We start from the raw sequence: 20,595 nt of genomic DNA on the forward strand, positions 1-20,595 counted from the left end.
CCCCCGCGCTGCCGCGGCTCTCGGCGCGTTGGGGTCGCTTCGTTTTCTCTTCCTCTCGCCCTCCGGGGGAGGGGCCAAGAAAAAAGCGCCGGCCCCTTGCGGGACCGGCGCCTTGGACTGCTTGCGGACGGCGCTTACTTGGAGATGTCGTCGTCCTTGGTCTCGCGCAGGAACAGGCCGCCGACCACGACGGTCATGATCGCCACGCCGATCGGGTACCACAGGCCGAAGTACATGTTGCCGGTGGCCGCCACCAGGGCGAAGGAGATGGTCGGCAGGAAGCCGCCGAACCAGCCGTTGCCGATGTGGTACGGCAGCGACATCGAGGTGTAGCGGATGCGGGTCGGGAACAGCTCGACCAGGTAGGCGGCGATCGGGCCGTAGACCATGGTCACGTAGATCACCAGCACCCACAGCAGGAACAGCGTCGCCGGGATGTTGATGCGCTCCAGATCGGCCTTCTCCGGATAGCCGGCCGAGGTGAGGGTGGTCTTCAGCAGCTTGGTGAAGGCGTCGGCGCGGGACTTGACCTCTTCCTTGCTCAGGCCGGCCGCGTCATAGGCCTCCACGTCGGTGCCGCCGATGCTGATGCGGGCGATGCTGCCCGGAGCGGCGGGGACGATCTCGTACGGGATACCGGCCTTGGCCAGCGCGGCCGCGGCGATGTCGCACGAGTTGGTGAACACCTTCTTGCCGATCGGGTCGAACTGGAAGGAGCAGGTGGCCGGGTCGGCGTGCACGACGGCCGGCGAGTTCTGGCGAGCTTCCTCGATCGCCGGGTTGGCGAAGTGGGTCAGGCCCTTGAAGATCGGGAAGTAGGTCACCGCGGCCAGGAAGCAGCCGGCCAGGATGATCTTCTTGCGGCCGATCTTGTCGGACAGCCAGCCGAACACGATGAAGAACGGGGTGGCCAGGGCCAGCGCCGCGGCGATCAGCAGGTTGGCGGTGGTGCCGTCGACCTTCAGCGCCTGGGTCAGGAAGAACAGCGAGTAGAACTGGCCGCCGTACCACACCACGGCCTGGCCGGCGGTGGCGCCGAGCAGGACCAGCAGCATCAGGCCCAGGTTGCCGCCCTTCATCGAGTCACGGAACGGCTTCTTGGAACCCTTGCCCTCGGCCTTCATCTGCTGGAACAGCGGGGATTCGCTCAGCTGCAGGCGGATCCACACCGAAATGCCCAGCAGGACGATGGACACCAGGAACGGGATGCGCCAGCCCCAGTCCTCGAAGGTTTCGTTGCCCAGCGCCATGCGGCAGCCGAGGATCACCAGCAGCGACAGGAACAGGCCCAGCGTGGCGGTGGTCTGGATGAAGCTGGTGTACAGGCCGCGCTTGCCGTGCGGGGCATGCTCGGCCACGTAGGTGGCCGCGCCGCCGTACTCGCCGCCCAGCGCGAGGCCCTGTGCCAGGCGCAGGATGATCAGGATCACCGGCGCCGCCAGGCCGATGCTGGCGTACGTCGGCAGGATGCCGACGATGAACGTCGACAGGCCCATGATCACGATGGTGACGAGGAACGTGTACTTGCGGCCGATCCGGTCGCCGAGGCTGCCGAAGAAGGCCGCGCCGAACGGACGCACCGCGAAGCCGGCGGCGAAGGCCAGCAGCGCGAAGATGAAGCCGGTGGTCTCGTTGACGCCGCTGAAGAACTGCTTGGCGATGATCGCCGCGAGCGAGCCGTACAGGTAGAAGTCGTACCACTCGAACACGGTGCCCAGGCTCGAAGCGAAGATGACTCGCTTGTGGCCCTTGGTGAGCTCGCCTTGCGGCGGGTGGTTTGCGGTTGTTGCGTTCATGCGGGGTCCCCTCCTCAGAAGCTGTACTTGACGTGGGTCTGGAAGCGCCTCAGGTCACCCTCGCGGTTGTCCTCGAGGGAGCGCTGGCCCCAGCCGATCTCCGCACCGATGTCCAGCTTCGGGAACGGCGAATAGATCAGGTTGGCGTGGAACGACTGCGAGCGCTCGGTCACGCCCCAGCCGACGAGCGAAGCATCGTTGTCGAAGTGGGCGGCCGAATACATCAGGTTGCCGCGCAGCCTGGGGCTGAACACGTGGCGCCAGGCGACGAAGCCGCCGTAGCCGTCGAGCGCCTCGATGTCGCCGCCGGCGTTGGTCTGGACCACGTCGCTGCCCAGGCCGAAGGCCATGTAACGGCCGATGCCGGCGCCGGCATTGGCCATCCAGCGGATGTCGTCGCTGGCGCCGAGGTTGAACTTGCCCGACAGGCTGACCGCGCCGCCGGTGTCGCTGTTGTTGCCCGACTGGAACCTGCGCAGCAGGCCGGCGATGGAGAAGTGGCCCCAGTCGCCCTTGATGTTGTAGCGGGCGGTCAGGTCCGGGATGCTGTTGTCGCCGGTGGTGGTGCGCGCGCCGGCGGCCGCCGCGTACGGCGCGTAGGCCTGCACGGTGGTGTTCGGGTTCTCCAGGGCGACCGACCACGGGCCCTTGGTGTAGCGGATCTGCGACTGGCGCACGAACACGGTGCCGTCGGTCACGCCGACGAAGTCCACCGCATCGGGCAGCGCGGCCACGTCCTGGAAGTTCGACCAGGTCTGGCCGGCCAGCCAGTTGTTCCAGCTGACGTAGGCCTGGCGCAGGGTGACGGCGTAGGTGTTGGTGGCGACCTCGTTGCCGGCCAGCGCGTTGCTGCCGCCGCCGAAGAAGTCCATCTCCACGTAGGCCTTGAACTTGTCGCCGCTGTCGGTGGCGTGGTCGGCGCTCAGCCAGAAGCGCGAGAACTGCGCGTGGAAGTCGGTGTAGGGGTCGCCGCCGTCGGCGCCGGCGCCGCCCACCGGGATGGTGCTGGGCACGTAGAACAGGCGGCCGGACGAACCGTCGGCGATGCGCCCGTCGCTGGTATCGGTGACCATCGCGTCCATCTTGATGAAGCCGCCGTACGAGAACGTCGTGCCGGCGTTGGCCGCGGTGTTGATCGTGGTGCGCTGGATCGGCTGCTTGCCTGCCGGCAGCGGCTCCGGCTGCGCGGCCTTGACCTCGGTGATCTGCGTCTGCGTCTCGGCGATCTGGGTCTGCGTGGTCTGCTGCGCCTCGAGCAGCGCCTGGACCTGGCGTTCCAGCTCGGCCACGCGGGCCTCCAGCGCCTTCTCCTTGGCGGTCTCGGCCATCGCCAGTCCCGGCGCCACCAGCGCGACGAACAGCGCCGCCGCCAGCGGCCGTCGTACCAGCCTGTTCTTGTTCGTACTCATCAAGCTCCCCTCCCTCTATGCGGATGACTGTTGTGTCCGGATGACAACGGCCGCGCTGCCACGCACGGCTGGCCGCATCGGGAGACTGCGCATCGGCCCCGTGAAGTGCCTATTCGCCATTAGTCGAAGGGCGCGGCGCGGGCGCTGGCGGAGCCCGCAACGGCGGGCATGCGCGGCTCGTCCCCCGTTCCGGGGGGCGCCGCGCTTCGACCAAGGTCTTAAGCCGGCTGCTGCAATGCGTCACGGTGTATGCGTCAAACTGGGGCGCAACAGGCCGCGCCGACGCGGCCGCCAGTCGAGGCATCCAAGAGGAGGGAGCAGCCATGGCCGACCTTTACCCCGTCAAGCCGGAGTTCGCCGCGCGCGCGCGCATCGGCAAGGACGACTACCAGCGCCTGTACCGCGAGTCCGTCGAGGACCCGGAGGGCTTCTGGCGCAAGGCGGCCGACCGGCTGGACTGGTTCCGCAAGCCGACCAGGATCAAGGACGTCAGCTACAGGCTCGAGGACTTCCACATCCGCTGGTTCGAGGACGGCGAGCTCAACGCCTCGGTCAACTGCCTCGACCGCCAGCTGGAGAAGCGCGGCGACAAGGTCGCCCTGCTGTTCGAGCCCGACAGCCCCGACGCGCCGGTGCAGAAGGTCACCTACCGCGAGCTCTACGAGCGCGTCTGCCGCCTGGGCAACGCCCTGCGCAACCTCGGCGTGGCCAAGGGCGACCGCGTCACCATCTACCTGCCGATGATCCCCGACGCGGTGGTCGCGATGCTGGCCTGCGCGCGCATCGGCGCGATCCACTCGGTGGTGTTCGGCGGCTTCGCCCCGAACTCGATCGCCGACCGCGTCGGCGACTGCGGCAGCAAGCTGATCATCACCGCCGACGAGGGCCTGCGCGGCAGCAAGAAGATCCCGCTCAAGGCCAACGTCGACGCCGCGCTGAAGCTGCCGGGCACCAACTCGGTCGAAACCGTGCTGGTGGTGCGCCACACCGGCGGCGCGGTGGACATGCAAGCCCCGCGCGACCGCTGGTTCCACGACGTGGTCGACGGCCAGCCCGCCGAGTGCGAGCCGGAGCGGATGAACGCCGAGGATCCGCTGTTCATCCTCTACACCTCCGGTTCCACCGGCAAGCCCAAGGGCGTGCTGCACACCACCGGCGGCTACCTGCTGTACGCCTCGTACACGCACGAGGCGATCTTCGACCTGCGCGAGGACGACATCTACTGGTGCACCGCCGACGTGGGCTGGGTCACCGGCCACAGCTACATCGTCTACGGCCCGCTGGCCAACGGCGCCACCTCGGTGGTGTTCGAGGGCGTGCCGAACTACCCGAGCGTGTCGCGCTTCTGGGAAGTGATCGACAAGCACCAGGTCACCATCTTCTACACCGCCCCGACCGCGATCCGCGCGCTGATGCGCGAGGGCGAGGCGCCGGTGAAGAAGACCAGCCGTTCCAGCCTGCGCCTGCTCGGCAGCGTCGGCGAACCGATCAACCCGGAGGCCTGGCGCTGGTACTACGACGTGGTCGGCGACGGCCGCTGCCCGGTGGTGGACACCTGGTGGCAGACCGAGACCGGCGGCATCCTGATCTCGCCGCTGCCCGGCGCCACCGATCTCAAGCCCGGCTCGGCGACCCTGCCGTTCTTCGGCGTGCGCCCGGCCCTGGTAGACGCCGGCGGCGAACTGCTGGAGGGCGCGGCCGAGGGCAACCTGGTCCTGCTGGATTCCTGGCCGGGGCAGATGCGCACCGTCTACGGCGACCACCAGCGCTTCATCGATACCTATTTCCGCACCTACCCGGGGACCTACTTCACCGGCGACGGCTGCCGCCGCGACGAGGACGGCTACTACTGGATCACCGGCCGCGTCGACGACGTGATCAACGTCTCCGGCCACCGCATCGGCACCGCCGAGGTGGAAAGCGCCCTGGTCGCGCACCCGAAGGTGGCCGAGGCCGCCGTGGTCGGCTTCCCGCACGACATCAAGGGCCAGGGCATCTACGCCTACGTCACCCTCAAGGCCGGCGAGCAGCCCAGCGACGAGCTGCAGAAGGAACTGGTGGCCTGGGTGCGCAAGGAGATCGGCCCGATCGCCACGCCGGACCACCTGCAGTGGGCGCCCGGCCTGCCCAAGACCCGCTCGGGCAAGATCATGCGCCGCATCCTGCGCAAGATCGCCGAGAACGCGCCGGACCAGCTGGGCGACACCTCGACCCTGGCCGATCCGTCCGTGGTCGAGTCGCTGGTCAACGAGCGCAAGGTGAAGTAGGAGCCGGGATTACCAGACATCCGTCTGTGCCAGCGGGATTCGGGATTCGTGATTCGGAAGAGCGGACCGCCGCCTCTTTCCGTCACACTGGGGCGGCGGCCACGCAGCCGCCCTGCTTTTGCGAATCCCGAATCACCAATCCCCAATCACGGCCTTTGAATGTCCACCATCCTGATCGCCGACGACCATCCGCTGTTCCGCGAGGCCCTGCGCGGCGCGGTGCAGCGGATCCTGCCCGAAGCGACCCTGCACGAGGCCGACAGCGTCGATGCGCTGTACGCGCTGGTCGAGGCGAACGCGGACGCCGACCTGCTGCTGATGGACCTCAACATGCCCGGCGCGCACGGCTTCAGCGCGCTGGTGCACCTGCGCTCGCTGCATCCGCAGCTGCCGGTGGTGGTGGTGTCCGCGCGCGAGGAGCCGGCGGTGATGCGGCGCGCGCTGGACCACGGCGCGCTCGGCTTCATCCCCAAGTCGGCCGATTCGGAGACCATCGCCACCGCGGTCGGGACGGTGCTGGACGGCGAGCGCTGGGCCCCGGCGGCGGCGGCCGCGGCGCCGGCGATGGACCGCGACGAGCAGGCGGTGGCGCAGCGCCTGCGCGAACTGACCCCGCAGCAGTTCCGGGTCCTGCAGATGCTCGGCGAGGGCCGGCTCAACAAGCAGATCGCGTGGGACCTGGGCGTGTCCGAGGCCACGATCAAGGCCCACGTGACCGCGGTGCTGCGCAAGCTCGGGGTCAACAACCGTACCCAGGCGGTGCTGATGGCCGGCCGCCTGGCAGTGGATCCGGACCGGGTGGTGGTGCCGCCGGACGAGGCGGACTGAGACGCCGGTCACTGTCCAAGGCCGCGTAAACGGTTTCATTGAACGAGGCTGAACCGGGGCGCCGGCAGGGCGGTTCCGCCGGTGGTGATGCGCTGCACAATACCGGCTTGCCTTGCGCACCCCCCCCTCCGGCGCAAGGCGTACCCGGAGAGTGCACGTGCTCCCAGTGTCCGGTTCCCTCGCCGCCCCCGTTTCCCTGGCCGAATCCCCCGCCGCCCCGGCGACGGACGCCGGCCGCGCCTGGCTGCCGGCCAGCGAAGCGCCGTTGCCGATGCCCGTGCAGTCGCTGCGCGAAGGCAGGCTGGCCGCGCGCGTCCTGCCGACCACCTCGCCGGGCCTGGCCCGCCGCCGCGTGTTCGTGGTCGGCGCCACCGCCGCCCTGACCGCCGCCGCCAGCATGGGCATGCTGCAGGTCCTGCGCATCGGCGGGCTGGGCGTGCTCGACCTGGTCCTGCTGGTGCTGTTCGTGTTCCTGTTCGCCTGGATCGCGCTGTCCAGCATCGGCGCCGTCTGCGGCTTCCTGCTGCTGATGGCCAGGCGCCACAACCTGCTGGGCATCGAGGTGGACGGGCCGCTGCCGCGGCTGTCCACCCGCACCGCGCTGCTGGTGCCGACCTACCACGAGGACCCGGCGCGGCTGATGGCCGGCCTGCAGGCGATCTACGAATCGGTGCAGGCGACCGGGCAGCTGGAGGCGTTCGACTTCTTCGTGCTCAGCGACAGCCGCAAGCCGGAGTTCACCGCAACCGAGGCACGCCAGTTCGCCGCGCTGCTGCAGCGCATCGGCGGGGAAGGGCGCGTGTTCTACCGCCGCCGCACCGACAACCGCGGGCGCAAGGCCGGCAACATCGCCGACTGGGTCCAGCGCTACGGCGCGGCCTATCCGCAGTTCCTGATCCTCGATGCCGACAGCGTGATGAGCGGCGAGACCCTGGTGCGCCTGGCCGCGGCCATGGAGCGCAACCCGCGCGTGGGCCTGGTCCAGACCCTGCCGCGGGTGGTGAACGGGCAGACCCTGTTCGCGCGCATGCAGCAGTTCGGCGGGCACATGTACGGGCCGATCATCGCCCGCGGCATCACCTGGTGGCACAGCAGCGAGGGCAACTACTGGGGCCACAACGCGATGGTGCGCACCCGTGCCTTCGCCGCCCACGCCGGCCTGCCCGAGCTGCAGGGTCGGCACCCGTTCGGTGGCCACATCCTCAGCCACGACTTCGTCGAGGCGGCGCTGATGCGCCGCGCCGGCTGGGCCGTGCACCTGGTGCCGGAGCTGGACGGCAGCTACGAGGAAGGCCCGCCCTCGCTGACCGACCTGCTGGTGCGCGACCGCCGCTGGTGCCAGGGCAACCTGCAGCACATGAAGGTGGTCGGCAGCGCCGGCCTGCACTGGGTCAGCCGCACCCACATGATGGTCGGCATCGGCCATTACTTCACCGCGCCGATGTGGGCGATGCTGATGCTGATCGGCCTGGCCATCCCGCTGAACCACAGCGAACTGGCCTGGGACGGCTTCCGCCTGCCGGGCTTCTCGCCGCTGGCCTACTGGCGCGCCTCGGACATGGAGCGGATCGAATGGCTGTTCGTCGCGACCATGGGCGTGCTGTTCGTGCCGAAGATCCTCGGTTTCCTCTCCACCCTCATCGATCCCGTTGCGCGGCGTGGAGCCGGCGGCGCCTTCAACGCCTTCCTCGGCCTGCTGATCGAAACCGTGCTGGCCGCGCTGATGGCGCCGATCGTGATGTACCGGCAGTCGCGCGGCGTGGCCGAGGTCCTGGCCGGCCACGACTCCGGCTGGGAGGCGCAGCGCCGCGACGACGGCAGCGTGCCGCTGTCGGGCCTGGTACGCAGTTATGGCGGGATGACCCTGTTCGGCGCGTTCATGGGCGGGCTGTCGTGGATGGTCTCGCCGGGCCTGGCGCTGTGGATGTCGCCGGTGCTGGTCGGCATGGTCCTGTCGATCCCGACGGTGTGGCTCACCTCCGGGCGGACGCCGGGCCGCTGGCTGCGAGAGCGCCGGATCCTGTGCATCCCCGAGGAGCTCGATCCGCCGCCGGTGCTGCGCCGGGCCACCGAACTGCGCGCGGGCGCGGCGCAGGCGCAGGCATAATTGCCGCCGGTTCCCGGGGAAAGAAGAGGACGCATGCTGCTGGAATGCGTGGAGCAGGAGACCGGCCCCGCGCCGGAGTGGACGGTGCTGTGGCTGCACGGACTGGGTGCGGACGGCCATGACTTCGCGCCGATCGTGCCGGAGCTGGTGCGCCGCCACTGGCCGGCGCTGCGTTTCGTGTTCCCGCATGCGCCGGTGCGCCCGGTGACGATCAACAACGGCATGCGCATGCGCGCCTGGTACGACATCACGGGGATGGACTTTGCCACCCGTGCCGACGCCGAGGGCGTGGAGCAGTCGGTGGAGCAGGTCGAGGCGCTGGTCGCGCGCGAGGTCGAACGCGGCATCGCGCCGTCGAGGCTCCTCCTGGCCGGCTTCTCCCAGGGCGGCGCCATCACCCTGGCCGCGGGCCTGCGCCGGCGCCAGCCGCTGGCCGGCCTGATCGCCCTGTCGACCTACCTGCCCGGCGGCGAGGCGGCCGCCTCGCGGCGCGACCCGAACGCGGTGGCGCAGCCGGTGTTCTTCGCCCATGGCGACGGCGACCCGGTGATCCCGGTGCAGTACGGCCTGGCCAGCGCGCAGGCGCTGGAACGGGTCGGCTTCGAGGTGGAGTGGCATCGCTACCCGATGGCCCACCAGGTCTGCGCGCAGGAAATCGCCGACCTGGGCGACTGGCTGGAACGGCGCCTGCTCGGCTGACCTCAGCGCCTGCCGCCCGGGAGACTCACCCGGCGGCGGCCGGATCCCTGCTGACGGGGTCATGGTCCGGCCCGGCCCGGATGACGGCCAGCCGGAGCGACCGCTACTATCGACGCGACGTCATCCTGCCCATTGCCTGATGCGCAGCCTCAAGCTGGTGATCGCCGACGATGAGCCCATGGCGCGCGAGCGCCTGCGCGTGCTGCTTGCCGAGCAGCCGGGCGTCGAGGTGGTGGCCGAGACCGGCGACGGCCAGCAGGTCCTGGAAGCCTGTACTGCCCTGCATCCGCACGCGGTGCTGCTGGACATCGCCATGCCCGGCATCGATGGCCTCGAAACGGCGCGCCGCCTGGCCGAGGCCAGCCCCGGCACCGCCGTGGTGTTCTGCACCGCCTACGACGCCCACGCCCTGTCCGCGTTCGAGGCCGCTGCGCTCGATTACCTGGTCAAGCCGGTGCGGCCGGAACGCCTGGCTGCCGCACTGGAGCGCGTGCGCACCTTCCACGCCGGCCGCCCCGCCACCAGCGGCCGCCGCACCCAGCTGTGCGCGCGCCTGCGCGGCAGCCTGCGCCTGATCCCGCTGGACGAGGTCCGCTACCTGCAGGCCGAGGAGAAGTACGTGGTCGTGCACCACGCCCGCGGCGAGGACCTGATCGAGGAATCGCTGCGCTCGCTGGAAGAGGAGTTCCCCGACCGCTTCATCCGCATCCACCGCAACTGCCTGGTGGCGCGCGAGGAGCTGGTGGAACTGCGCCGCGGCGCCGACGGCCACGTGCGCGCGGTGCTGCGCAGCGGCAGCGAGCCGCTGGAAGTGAGCCGCCGCTGCGTGCCGCAGCTGCGGCAGACGCTGCGCCAGCTCTGACCGCGCCCGCCGCGCCCTGCCGCGATGGCGGATAATGCGCCGATGGACAAGACCCTGCGCATCGCCACCCGCAAGAGCCCGCTCGCCCTGTGGCAGAGCGAACACGTCGCCGCCCGCCTGCGCGCGGCCCATCCCGGCCTGGAGGTGGTGCTGGTGCCGATGAGCACCCGCGGCGACGAGCAGCTGGACCGCTCGCTGGCGGCGATCGGTGGCAAGGGCCTGTTCCTCAAGGAACTGGAGCTGGCGATGCAGCGCGGCGAAGCCGACTGCGCGGTGCATTCGCTCAAGGACGTGCCGATGGAGCTGGAGCCGGGCTTCGTCCTGCCGGCGGTGCTCGAGCGCGCCGATCCGGCCGACGCCTTCGTCAGCAACCGTTATGCCAGCCTGGACGCGCTGCCGCAGGGCGCGGTGGTCGGCACCTCCTCGCTGCGCCGCCAGGCGCAGCTGCGCGCGCGCCGCCCGGACCTGCAGCTGCGCGACCTGCGCGGCAACGTGAACACCCGCCTGGCCAAGCTCGATGCCGGCGAGTACGACGCCATCGTGCTGGCCTGCGCCGGCCTGCAGCGGCTGGGCCTGGACGCGCGCATCCGCGCGCGCCTGGTCGCGCCTGGCTGGCTGCCGGCGCCCGCGCAGGCGGTGGTGGCGGTGGAGACGCGCGAAGGCGACGCACGCACCGCGACGCTGGTATCGGTGCTGGAGGACGCCCCGACCCGCACCCGGATCGAGGCCGAGCGCGCGCTCAACCTGGCCCTGCACGGCAGCTGCCACGTGCCGGTGGCCGCCTACGCGGAACTGGACGGGAACCGCCTGCGCCTGGAGGCCTGGGTGGGCTCGGCCAGCGACGGCAGCGGCGTGCGCGCCGAAGGCGAGGGCAGCGCCGAGGATCCGCGCGCGCTGGGCCGTGCCGTGGCCGCGGACCTGCTTGCGCAGGGGGCGGCGCGCTTCCTCGGCTGAGCCGGTCCATCGCCTCGGCGGGCCGGGGCAGATGCTCACGCGCGAAGAGGGTCAGCGCTGGCGCCAGTGCAGGGCAATGATGGTGGCTGCGAGGCGCCGAAGCGCCGCGCTCCCCCCTCTCCCTCCGGGAGAGGGGCAGGGGTGAGGGCCGGCACCCCTCGCCACGCCGGAACACCCTTTCCCCAACCCCCGCTCCGCGCCCCGGCCGCGTCCATGGACGGGGCGTTAGCCGACATGCGCCAGTGGCGCGCATGCATGCCCCCTCACCCGGGGGAGGGGCCAGGCCGCGGTCATCGACCGGCGCCGTGCGGACGGGTGGCTCCGGCCCGGTGACGGCGTTCATGGTTTCCACGCGCTGCCCGGTCGCCGCAGCCGGCGCCGGCACGCCATAATCCGGCGCATGGACCGCTACGAACGCATCAACGCGCTGCACCGCATCCTCAAGGCCGCCCGCTACCCGGTGACGGTGCCGCGGTTGCAGGAGGAACTGGGCTGTTCGCGCGCCACGGTCTATCGCGACCTGGCGTTCCTGCGCGACGCGCTGATGGCGCCGGTCGAGGGCGACGGTGAAGCGGGCTTCCGCTACGCGGCCAACGAGAGCGACCGCTTCGAGCTGCCGGGACTGTGGCTCAGCTCGGAGGAGCTGCACGCGCTGCTGGCCTCGCAGCAGCTGCTGCGCCGCACCGGTGGCGGTGGCGTGCTGTCGAGCATGCTGGCGCCGCTGCAGCAACGCATCGAGGGCCTGCTCGCGGCGCAGGCCGGCAGCAACCGCTGGCCGGTCGAGCGGGTGCGGGTGATCCCGCATCGCGGCCGCCGCCTGGACGAGGCCAGCTTCCGCATCGTCGCCTCGGCGGTGCTGGAGCGCCGCCAGCTGGCCTTCGAATACCGCGCGCGCTCCACCGATGAGGCGACGCGCCGGCGGGTGTCGCCGCAGCGCATCACCCACTACCGCGACAACTGGTACCTGGACGCGTGGGACCACGACCGCGAGGCGCTGCGCAGCTTCGCGGTGGACCGGATCAGCCATGCGCGCCTGCTCGACGAGCCGGCCACCGACCTGGAGGAGGGCGTGCTCGACCAGCAGCTGGCTTCCAGCTACGGCATCTTCTCCGGCGAGCCGAAGGGCTGGGCGACGATCGTGTTCAGCCCGAAGGTCGCGCGCTGGGTCGCCGACGAGCACTGGCATTCGAAGCAGCAGGGCCGTTTCCTGCCCGACGGCCGCTACGAGCTGAAGCTGCCCTACAGCGTGCCGCGCGAGCTGCTGATGGACGTGCTGCACTACGGCGCCGACGCCGAGATCGTCGAACCGCCGATGCTGCGCGAACAGGCCAAGACCCTGCTCGCTCTGGCCCTCTCCCAGTACGACCGCTGAGGCCCGCAAAACCCCTCTCCCTCCGGGAGAGGGGCAGGGGAGAGGGTCGGGATCCGACAAGCGCTCCCGTTCGCGATGGCGCCTGCCTCCCGACGTTCCCGGTTGATCTGATCCGCTTGATCGGACAGCAACAGCAACAGCAACGGCGTTGGGTTGCGCGGGCTTCGGATGGAGCCGCGCCAGCACGGGGGTATGCCGCATCGCGCGGTTCCGCGTCCTGCTCCAACGCGCGAGCACGGCACATCCATGTGCTGCTTGCGGCATACCCCCGTGCTACCGCGTCTTCGGGAGTGTTGAGGTCGTGGCTTCGCTCTTTGCACCCCCTCTCCCTCCGGGAGAGGGGCCGGGGGTGAGGGTCGGGTGACCAGCGGCGTCGCAATACCAACCCTCTCCCCAACCCCCGCTTCGCGCCGGCCCGCGTCCATGGGACGCGGTGGTTCGACGGCCCGCGCGCCAGTGGCGCGCATACGTCTCACCCCGGTGGAGAGGGCTTCGCGCGACCACGTCTTAACCCGTGAGATGCCCCCCCGGCACGCTGCGCCTCCCAACCCAGGAGCTGCAGCCATGTCGAACTGGTCGCCCACCCCCGCCGCCGCCGCCCGCCATGCCGAGCTGGCCGATGCGCCGGAGTCGGCGCTGCAACGGGCGCTGCGCTACGGGTTCGCCGCCGGGCTGCTGGGGGTGTGCCTGGTTCCCCAGCTGCGCGGCAGCTCCGAGTGGATCGGCTGGCTGCCGCTGTGGCTGGTCGGCATGCCGGCCGCGGCCTGGTGGGCGCTGCACCGCTTCCGCCTGCCGCGGGTGGTGGGGCGCCTGGCCTCCACGGCCCGCCGCCGTCGTGCCGGCAGCCAGGCCCGGCGCCGCCCGGCCCAGGGCCTGCGGGCGGCCCGGCGCCAGGCCACCCAGGTGCTGCGGGCTGGCTGATGGCGTGTGTGGGCCGGTTCATTGCTGGACACCGTCCGTAGACCACCTTGGCGCACGATTCCGGCTGGCGAGCGCCGGCGACCGGCCGGATCCAGCCGGGCGCCGGACTTCGACGGGTCCGGCCGGATCCGCCGCGGGGCCTGTCCCGCCCGCAACCGGCTGACCTGACGGGTATTGCGGTGCGCCGGGCAGGCTCGTGGCCCGCGTCTGCGGGCGGCCTGGAGACCCGCGGCGGGCCAATGGCTGGACGCGGCCGGGGCCGGGCCGACGGCCCCGAAGACCGTCCCGGCCGGCCTGACCATTGGCACAAGGGCCCGATCCGGGCCTGTGCTAGCTTCCGGGGTTTGCCCGAATCCCGGAGTTTCTGGATGTCCCGTATCGCCCAGGCCTGCCTCGCCGCCGGCCTCATCGCCGCCGGCGCGGCCCATGCCCAGGAGGCCAAGATGGCCGACGACCCCTACCAGTGGCTCGAAGAGGTCACCGGCGAGAAGCCGCTGGCCTGGGTCCGCGCCCGCAATGCCGAGTCCGACGCCGCGCTGGCCTCCACCCCGGAGTTCAAGCGCATGGAGGCTGGCATCCGCGAGGTCCTCGATTCGGACGCCAGGATCCCGTTCGTGCAGAAGATGGGCGGGTACTACTACAACTTCTGGAAGGACCGTAACCACGAGCGCGGCGTCTGGCGCCGCACCACGCTCGAGGAATACCGCAAGCCGAACCCGGCCTGGGAAACCATCATCGACCTGGACGCGCTGAACAAGGCCGAGGGCGAGAATTGGGTCTGGCACGGCGCCGACTGCCTGCGCCCGACCTACGAGCGCTGCCTGGTCGCGCTGTCGCGCGGCGGCGCCGACGCCGACGTGACCCGCGAGTTCGACCTGTCGAAGAAGAGCTGGGTCGAGGACGGCTTCTTGCGTCCCGAGGCCAAGGGCGGCATGGGCTGGATCGACCGCGACAACGTCTACGTCTACACCGACTTCGGCCCCGGCTCGATGACCGAGTCCGGCTACCCGCGCGTGGTCAAGCGCTGGAAGCGCGGCACTCCGCTGGAATCGGCGCAGGTGGTGTACGAAGGCAAGCCGCAGGACATGTACATCGCGGCGATGCGCGACGACACGCCCGGCTACGAGCGCGATTTCGTCTCCCGCACCCTGGCGTTCTACAACGACGAGCTGTACCTGGTCGGCAAGGACGGTTCGCTGACCCGGATCGACGTGCCGAACTCGGCGCAGAAGTCGGTGCACCGCCAGTGGCTGGCGCTGGAACTGCGCGAGCCGTGGACCGTCGGCGGCCGCACCTACAAGGCCGGCTCGTTCATCGTCGCCGACTTCGACGGGTTCATGGCCGGCAAGCGCGAGTTCGACGTGCTGTTCGAGCCGGACGAACACACCTCGCTGGCCAGCGCCACGCTGACCCGCAACCACGTCGTGCTCAACGTGTTCGAGGACGTCAAGAACCGGATCAGCGTGCTGGGCCACGGGCCGCAGGGGTGGACCGCGCAGCCGCTGCAGGTCGGCGACGGCGCCATCGGCACCACCAGTGTCGGCGCGGTCGACGCGGACGAGGGCGACCTGCTGTGGGTCACCACCACCAGCTACCTGACCCCGACCACCCTGCTGCTGGCCGACGCCTCGCGTCCGGCGGAGGCGCCGCAGCCGCTGAAGTCGATGCCGGAGTTCTTCGACGGCAGCCGCAACGTGGTCGAGCAGCACTTCGCCACCTCCAGGGACGGCACCCGCGTGCCGTACTTCATCGTGCGCCCGAAGGACCTGAAGGCCGACGGCAGCAACCCGACCCTGCTGTACGGCTACGGCGGCTTCGAGATCCCGATGGTGCCGGGCTACTCCGGCGGCCTCGGCCGCGCCTGGCTGGAGAAGGGCGGCGTGTACGTGGTCGCCAACATCCGCGGCGGCGGCGAGTACGGCCCGCGCTGGCACCAGGCGGCGCTGAAGGCCAACCGCCACAAGGCCTACGAGGACTTCGCCGCGGTCGCGCAGGACCTGTTCAAGCGCGGGATCACCTCGCCGAAGCACCTCGGCGCGCAGGGCGGCAGCAACGGCGGCCTGCTGATGGGCAACATGCTGACCCAGTACCCGGAACTGTTCGGCGCGATCGTCGTGCAGGTGCCGCTGCTGGACATGAAGCGCTACAACAAGCTGCTGGCCGGCGCCTCGTGGATGGCCGAGTACGGCGATCCGGACACCGCCGACTGGGAGTTCATCCAGCGCTTCTCGCCGTACCACCTGTTCGATGCGGCGAAGCAGTACCCGCCGGTGCTGTTCACCACCTCCACGCGCGACGACCGCGTCCATCCGGGCCACGCCCGCAAGATGGCGGCGAAGATGATCGACGCCGGCAAGGACGTGACCTACTACGAGAACATCGAAGGCGGCCACGGCGGCGCGGCGAACAACGCCCAGGCCGCGCACATGGCGGCGCTGGCGTACAGCTTCCTGTGGAGCCGGCTGGCCGGCGACGCTTCGAAGTGACCCCGGAACCCCGGCCTCGGCCGGGGTTTCTCCTTTCGTGGGCCGTGGCCGGCGTCCATGCCGTGCCCCGGCCGTGTTGATGGCTTGGAATCCAACCCGGCGAACCCCATCGATGAAGTCTTCCCTCCTGCTGCTTGCCACGCTCATGACCCTGCCCACGCCCCACGCCGACGCCGCCCCGACCCCGCCCGACGTGGAGCGCCGCCCGCACGTGGTCGAGGCGCCGTTCGGCGCGAAGCGCACCGACGACTACTACTGGCTGCGCGACGACGACCGCAAGGACGAGGCCATGGTGGCCTACCTGCAGGCCGAGAACGCCTACGCCGACGCGCAGATGGCGCGGCTGAAGCCGCTGCAGGACCGGCTCTACGAGGAGATCGTCGGCCGCATCAAGCAGGACGACAGCTCGGTGCCGTTCCGCGACCACGGCTGGTGGTACTACTCGCGCTACGAGGCCGGCAAGGACTATCCGGTGTACGCGCGGCGCAAGGACGGCCCGGGCGTGGACGCGATCGCCATCCAGGCCGCGAACGAGGCCGGCGACTTCGCCGCCGAGCAGGTGCTGCTGGACGTCAACGTGCTGGCCGCCGGCAAGGACTACTTCAGCGTCGGCGAGTACGAGGTCAGCCCCGACAACACCCTGCTGGCCTGGGCCGAGGACGACGTCGGCCGCCGCCAGTACACGATCCGCTTCCGCAACCTGGCCACCGGCGAGGTCTATCCGGACACGATCCCCGGCGTGTCGCCCAACGTGGTCTGGGCGGACGACAACCGTACCCTGTTCTACGTCGAGAACGATCCGGAAACGCTGCTGACCGTGCGGGTGAAGAAGCACGTGCTCGGCACGCCGGTCGGGCAGGACGTGCTGGTGTACGAGGAGGAGGACGACAGCTTCTACATGGGCATCGGCCGTACCCGCGACGAGAAGTTCATCACCATCGGCGTGGAGAGCACGGTGTCGTCGGAGCTGCGCTACGCGCCGGCCAGCGACCCGCGCGAGTTCACCGTGCTGGCGCCGCGCCAGCGCGACGTCGAGTACGACGCCGACCACCACGGCGGCCGCTGGGTGATCCGCACCAATGCCGACGGCGCCACCAACTTCAAGCTGGTCACCGCGCCCAGCGACGCCACCTCGCGCAGGCAGTGGCAGGACTGGCTGCCGCACGACCCGGAAGTGTTCCTCGAGGAATACGAGCTGTTCGATGGCTTCACCGCCGTGGGCGAGCGTTCCGGCGGTCTGGAGCGGGTACGCGTCCTGCGCGCCGACGGCAGCCAGCAGTACGTCTCCGCCGACGAACCGGCGTACTCGATGGGGCTGTCGGTGAACGCCGAGCCGGCCACGCAGTGGCTGCGCTACGGCTACACCTCGCTGACCACGCCGGCCACCACCTACGAACTCAACGTGCTCACCGGCGAGCGCCGCCAGCTCAAGCAGCAGCCGGTGCCCGGCTACGACCCGTCGCAGTACGTGACCGAGCGGGTGTGGGTGGAGGCGCGCGACGGCGTGCGCATCCCCGTGTCGCTGGTCTACCGCAAGGGGTTCACGAAGGACGGCACCGCCGCGCTGTTCCAGTACGCCTACGGCAGCTACGGCATTTCCATGGACCCGGGGTTCAACGGGCCGGTGGTGAGCCTGCTCGACCGCGGCGTGGTCTACGCCATCGCCCACATCCGCGGCGGCCAGGAGATGGGCCGCAAGTGGTACGAGGACGGCAAGCTGCTGAAGAAGCAGAACACCTTCAACGACTTCGTCGACGTGACCCGCGCGCTGGTCGCGCAGGGCTACGCCGCGCCGGGCCGCGTCGCGGCGATGGGCGGCAGCGCCGGCGGCCTGCTGATGGGTGCGGTCGCCAACCAGGCGCCGCAGGATTACAAGGTGATGGTGGCGCAGGTGCCGTTCGTTGACGTGGTCACCACCATGCTCGACCCGTCGATCCCGCTGACCACCAACGAGTACGACGAGTGGGGCAACCCGGAGCAGCAGGAGTACTACGAGTACATGCTGAAGTACTCGCCGTACGACAACGTCGCAGCGCAGGCGTATCCGGCCATGTTCGTCGGCACCGGCCTGTGGGACTCGCAGGTGCAGTACTGGGAGCCGGCCAAGTGGGTGGCGAAGCTGCGCGACCTCGACACCGGCGGCGCGCCGATCCTGTTCCGCACCAACATGGATGCCGGCCATGGTGGCAAGTCCGGCCGTTTCCGCCGCTTCCGCGAGCAGGCGGAGTACTACGCCTTCGTCCTCGACCAGCTGGGCGTGGCCGACGCGCCCTGAAGCCCGTCGCCGCCTATGATGGGCGGCGATGGACGAACGCAGACGCTTCCGCTGGCTATGGTGGCTGCTGGCCTACACCAGCCTGGCGGTGGGCATCGCCGGGGTCTTCATCCCCGGCCTGCCCACGACGGTATTCGTGCTGGTCGCGGCCTGGGCGGCCGCGCGCGGTTCGCAGAGCCTCGAGCAGCGCCTGCTCGCCCATCCGCATTTCGGCCCGGTGATCCGCAGCTGGCGCGAGCACCGGGCGGTGCCGCGCCACGCCAAGTGGGCGGCGACCTGGACGATGCTGGCCTGTGCGGTGGTGCTGCTGGCGGTGATGGTCGCCGTGCCCTCGCACCGGGCGTGGATGGTGGCGCTGCCGATCGGCTGCATGGCCATCGTCGGGACCTGGCTGTGGCGGCGCCCGGAACCGCCGGCCGATGCGGCCCCCGCCGTGCCCCGGGAATAGCCCCCGCCCGCTGGACACTGCGTGCCGCCCGGCGTGGACGCGACCCTGCGGCGGCGCTGGCTATACTGCGGCCATGAACGCCCGAACCGTCTTTTCCGTGCTCGCCGCCGCCGCGCTGCTGTCCGCCTGCGGCAACAAGGGCCCGCTGGTGATGCCGCAGCAGCCCGTCCCCGTCGAACAGCAGCAGGTGCCGACCCCGGCCGAACCGGCCCCGGCGGACGAGCCGGCCGCGGACGACGCCGACGCTGCCGATACCGGCGCGGACGACACCGACGCGGACGACAGCGGAACGGATGCGGACGACACCGACACGGACGATCCCGCCGACCCGCCGGGCGCCGGCCGTGGCTGAGGCGCTGCGCTTCAGCAAGATGCACGGCGCCGGCAACGACTTCGTCGTCATCGACCTGCGCGACGGCAGCCCGCCGCCCGATCCCGCCCTCGCCGCGAAGCTGGCCGACCGCCACCGCGGCGTCGGCTGCGACCAGATCCTGACCATCGGCCCGCCGCGCAGCGCCGGGGCGGTGGCTTCGTACGCGATCTGGAATTCCGACGGCAGTCCGTCGGGGCAGTGCGGCAACGGCGCGCGCTGCATCGCCGCCTGGCTGGAGCGCGACGGCACCGCCGCCGGTCCGCGCTTCGTCGTCGACAGCCCTGCCGGCACCCATGCGGTCGAGTCGCTGGGCAATGGCCAGTACGCCATCGCCATGGGCGTGCCGCGTTTCGCGCCGGCGGAGATCCCGCTGGCCGGGTTCGACGAGGCCCGGGGCGAGTACGCGCTGGAGCTGCCGGAGGGCAGGGTGGTGTTCGGTGCGGTGTCGATGGGCAATCCGCACGCGGTGATCGAGGTCGATGACGCGGCGGCCGCGGATGTGGCCGGCCTCGGCCCGGCGTTGCAGCGTTCGGCGGCGTTCCCGCAGTCGTGCAACGTGGGCTTCGCCCAGGTGCTGGCGCCGGACCACGTGCGCCTGCGCGTGTACGAGCGCGGCGTGGGCGAGACCCTGGCCTGCGGCAGCGGCGCCTGCGCGGCGGTGGCGTCGCTGGTGCGGCGCGGGCGCCTGGCGCGCGAGGCGACGGTATCGCTGCCCGGCGGCGAGCTGCGCATCCGCTGGCCGGACGATGGCGCCGAGGTCATCATGTCGGGACCGACGGCTTTCGTTTTCGAGGGGGAATGGCGGGCATGAGCGACACGCAGGAAATGCAGGGGGCACACGAGGTCGCGGCGTGGCTGCGGCGCCATCCGGGCTTCCTCAAGCAGTTCCCGGACCTGGCGCTGAGCCTGGTGGTCCCGCGCGACGACGGCCGCACGGCCTCGCTGGCCAGCTACCAGCTGGAAGTGCTGCGCGACAAGAACCGCGAGCTGTCGCGGCGGCTGGCGGAGCTGTCGGCCAATGCGCAGGTCAACGAGCGGCTGGCGGTGCGCACGCACCAGCTGACGCTGTCGCTGATGCGGCAGACCAGCTATGCGGACACGCTGCGGGCGATGGCGGCGTCGCTGGCCGAGGATTTCGCCGGCGACCTGGTGCGGATCGTGTCGTTCCGCCCGGTGCCGGGCATGGAGGACGCGGACTGGCTGCAGGTGCGCGGGGAGGGCGAGCCGGAGCTGCAGCCGTTCCGCGATGCGCTGCGCGAGGGCGAGCCGCTGTGCGGGCGCCTGCAGGCGGAGAAGAACGCGGTGCTGTACGGGCCGCGCCGGGAGGAGGTGCAGTCGAGCGCGCTGCTGCCGCTCACCGGGGTGGGCCTGGTCGCGGTCGGCAGCCACGATCCGAACCGGTTCTACCCGGGCATGGGCACGCTGTTCCTGCGCATGATGGGCGAGTCGCTGGTGGTGGCGCTGGAGCGGTTCGAGGCGCCGTAAGAGCGGGGTGCCTTCGCCTGCGTCTGTGGCGTGGGCGATTGCAACAGCAACAGCAACAGCAACAGCAACAGCAACAGCAACAGCAACAGCAACAGCAACAGCAACAGCAATGGATGGTGCTGGCTCCGGACGGAGCCGCGGCAGCGCGGGGGTATGGCGCATCGCGCGGTTCCGCGTCCTGCTCCAACGCGCGAGCGCGGCACATCCATGTGCCGCTTGCGCCATACCCCCGCGCTACCGCGTCTTTCGGCGCGTCTGGCTCGTGGCTTCGCTCTTTGTCCCCCTCTCCCATCGGGAGAGGGGTCGGGGGTGA

At 70.8% G+C, this 20,595-nt stretch carries 16 protein-coding genes; 14 read left to right on the top strand and 2 right to left on the bottom strand.

Translation table 11 applies throughout. The features are described from left to right. Positions 1–134: 134 nt before the first annotated feature. Both M503_RS0110655 and M503_RS0110660 read right to left on the bottom strand, forming a co-directional pair. Positions 135–1,796: an MFS transporter gene (locus M503_RS0110655; RefSeq protein ID WP_028919953.1), complete on the bottom strand. Its 1,662-nt coding sequence runs from the start codon at positions 1,794–1,796 to the stop codon at positions 135–137. A 14-nt stretch (positions 1,797–1,810) separates the two neighbouring features. Next, positions 1,811–3,205, bottom strand: a complete 1,395-nt coding sequence (locus M503_RS0110660) for a DcaP family trimeric outer membrane transporter (RefSeq protein ID WP_028919954.1) — start codon at positions 3,203–3,205, stop codon at positions 1,811–1,813. A gap of 323 nt (positions 3,206–3,528) precedes the next feature. On the opposite strand from M503_RS0110660, the gene acs reads away from it, so the two are divergent. The 14 genes from acs (at position 3,529) to M503_RS0110735 (ending at position 20,282) form a co-directional block, all read left to right on the top strand. Further along, positions 3,529–5,472, top strand: a complete 1,944-nt coding sequence (gene acs, locus M503_RS0110665; protein WP_028919955.1) for an acetate--CoA ligase — start codon at positions 3,529–3,531, stop codon at positions 5,470–5,472. A 159-nt stretch (positions 5,473–5,631) separates the two neighbouring features. Beyond that, a complete protein-coding gene (locus tag M503_RS0110670; protein WP_024870396.1) occupies positions 5,632–6,300 on the top strand; it encodes a response regulator transcription factor in 669 nt (222 codons plus the stop codon). A gap of 166 nt (positions 6,301–6,466) precedes the next feature. Next, positions 6,467–8,407, top strand: coding sequence for a glucans biosynthesis glucosyltransferase MdoH (gene mdoH / locus M503_RS0110680; RefSeq protein ID WP_037061179.1), 1,941 nt, complete (start codon positions 6,467–6,469; stop codon positions 8,405–8,407). 33 nt (positions 8,408–8,440) lie between these two features. Continuing rightward, complete coding sequence (locus M503_RS0110685) at positions 8,441–9,106, top strand: alpha/beta hydrolase (protein ID WP_028919957.1); 666 nt, start codon at positions 8,441–8,443, stop codon at positions 9,104–9,106. 139 nt (positions 9,107–9,245) lie between these two features. After that, positions 9,246–9,968 (top strand): LytR/AlgR family response regulator transcription factor, encoded by a 723-nt coding sequence (locus M503_RS0110690; RefSeq protein ID WP_028919958.1) that lies wholly within the window; start codon positions 9,246–9,248, stop codon positions 9,966–9,968. A 42-nt stretch (positions 9,969–10,010) separates the two neighbouring features. Next, a complete protein-coding gene (gene hemC, locus M503_RS0110695; protein WP_028919959.1) occupies positions 10,011–10,922 on the top strand; it encodes a hydroxymethylbilane synthase in 912 nt (303 codons plus the stop codon). A gap of 400 nt (positions 10,923–11,322) precedes the next feature. After that, positions 11,323–12,294 (top strand): helix-turn-helix transcriptional regulator, encoded by a 972-nt coding sequence (locus M503_RS0110700; RefSeq protein ID WP_024870391.1) that lies wholly within the window; start codon positions 11,323–11,325, stop codon positions 12,292–12,294. A gap of 564 nt (positions 12,295–12,858) precedes the next feature. Beyond that, complete coding sequence (locus M503_RS0110705) at positions 12,859–13,215, top strand: hypothetical protein (RefSeq protein WP_028919960.1); 357 nt, start codon at positions 12,859–12,861, stop codon at positions 13,213–13,215. A gap of 368 nt (positions 13,216–13,583) precedes the next feature. After that, on the top strand, positions 13,584–15,701 hold the full coding sequence (locus M503_RS0110710) for a prolyl oligopeptidase family serine peptidase (protein WP_028919961.1): 2,118 nt from the start codon (positions 13,584–13,586) through the stop codon (positions 15,699–15,701). Between the two features lie 112 nt (positions 15,702–15,813). Continuing rightward, a complete protein-coding gene (locus M503_RS0110715; RefSeq protein ID WP_028919962.1) occupies positions 15,814–17,976 on the top strand; it encodes a S9 family peptidase in 2,163 nt (720 codons plus the stop codon). Between the two features lie 28 nt (positions 17,977–18,004). Further along, positions 18,005–18,424: a YbaN family protein gene (locus tag M503_RS0110720; RefSeq protein WP_028919963.1), complete on the top strand. Its 420-nt coding sequence runs from the start codon at positions 18,005–18,007 to the stop codon at positions 18,422–18,424. 73 nt (positions 18,425–18,497) lie between these two features. Then, positions 18,498–18,776 carry an LPS translocon maturation chaperone LptM gene (gene lptM, locus M503_RS16305; protein ID WP_037061182.1) on the top strand — a complete coding sequence of 93 codons (279 nt, stop codon included), beginning with the start codon at positions 18,498–18,500 and terminating at the stop codon, positions 18,774–18,776. A gap of 19 nt (positions 18,777–18,795) precedes the next feature. After that, the gene (gene dapF / locus M503_RS0110730) at positions 18,796–19,608 is read left to right on the top strand and encodes a diaminopimelate epimerase (protein WP_051414544.1); all 813 of its coding nucleotides are present in this window, start codon (positions 18,796–18,798) and stop codon (positions 19,606–19,608) included. Next, positions 19,605–20,282, top strand: coding sequence for a DUF484 family protein (locus M503_RS0110735; RefSeq protein WP_028919965.1), 678 nt, complete (start codon positions 19,605–19,607; stop codon positions 20,280–20,282). Before dapF ends, M503_RS0110735 begins: the two co-directional genes overlap by 4 nt. Positions 20,283–20,595 lie beyond the last annotated feature (313 nt).

The sequence above is a fragment of the Pseudoxanthomonas suwonensis J47 genome (genome assembly GCF_000513955.1).
GTDB lineage: Bacteria > Pseudomonadota > Gammaproteobacteria > Xanthomonadales > Xanthomonadaceae > Pseudoxanthomonas > Pseudoxanthomonas suwonensis_C.

Coding starts and splice junctions, on each gene's coding strand:
- M503_RS0110655 (WP_028919953.1), bottom strand. CDS start 1,796: ATGAACGCAACAACCGCAAACCACCCGCCGCAAGGCGAGCTCACCAAG.
- M503_RS0110660 (WP_028919954.1), bottom strand. CDS start 3,205: ATGAGTACGAACAAGAACAGGCTGGTACGACGGCCGCTGGCGGCGGCG.
- acs (WP_028919955.1), top strand. CDS start 3,529: ATGGCCGACCTTTACCCCGTCAAGCCGGAGTTCGCCGCGCGCGCGCGC.
- M503_RS0110670 (WP_024870396.1), top strand. CDS start 5,632: ATGTCCACCATCCTGATCGCCGACGACCATCCGCTGTTCCGCGAGGCC.
- M503_RS0110685 (WP_028919957.1), top strand. CDS start 8,441: ATGCTGCTGGAATGCGTGGAGCAGGAGACCGGCCCCGCGCCGGAGTGG.
- M503_RS0110690 (WP_028919958.1), top strand. CDS start 9,246: ATGCGCAGCCTCAAGCTGGTGATCGCCGACGATGAGCCCATGGCGCGC.
- hemC (WP_028919959.1), top strand. CDS start 10,011: ATGGACAAGACCCTGCGCATCGCCACCCGCAAGAGCCCGCTCGCCCTG.
- M503_RS0110700 (WP_024870391.1), top strand. CDS start 11,323: ATGGACCGCTACGAACGCATCAACGCGCTGCACCGCATCCTCAAGGCC.
- M503_RS0110705 (WP_028919960.1), top strand. CDS start 12,859: ATGTCGAACTGGTCGCCCACCCCCGCCGCCGCCGCCCGCCATGCCGAG.
- M503_RS0110710 (WP_028919961.1), top strand. CDS start 13,584: ATGTCCCGTATCGCCCAGGCCTGCCTCGCCGCCGGCCTCATCGCCGCC.
- M503_RS0110715 (WP_028919962.1), top strand. CDS start 15,814: ATGAAGTCTTCCCTCCTGCTGCTTGCCACGCTCATGACCCTGCCCACG.
- M503_RS0110720 (WP_028919963.1), top strand. CDS start 18,005: ATGGACGAACGCAGACGCTTCCGCTGGCTATGGTGGCTGCTGGCCTAC.
- lptM (WP_037061182.1), top strand. CDS start 18,498: ATGAACGCCCGAACCGTCTTTTCCGTGCTCGCCGCCGCCGCGCTGCTG.
- dapF (WP_051414544.1), top strand. CDS start 18,796: ATGCACGGCGCCGGCAACGACTTCGTCGTCATCGACCTGCGCGACGGC.
- M503_RS0110735 (WP_028919965.1), top strand. CDS start 19,605: ATGAGCGACACGCAGGAAATGCAGGGGGCACACGAGGTCGCGGCGTGG.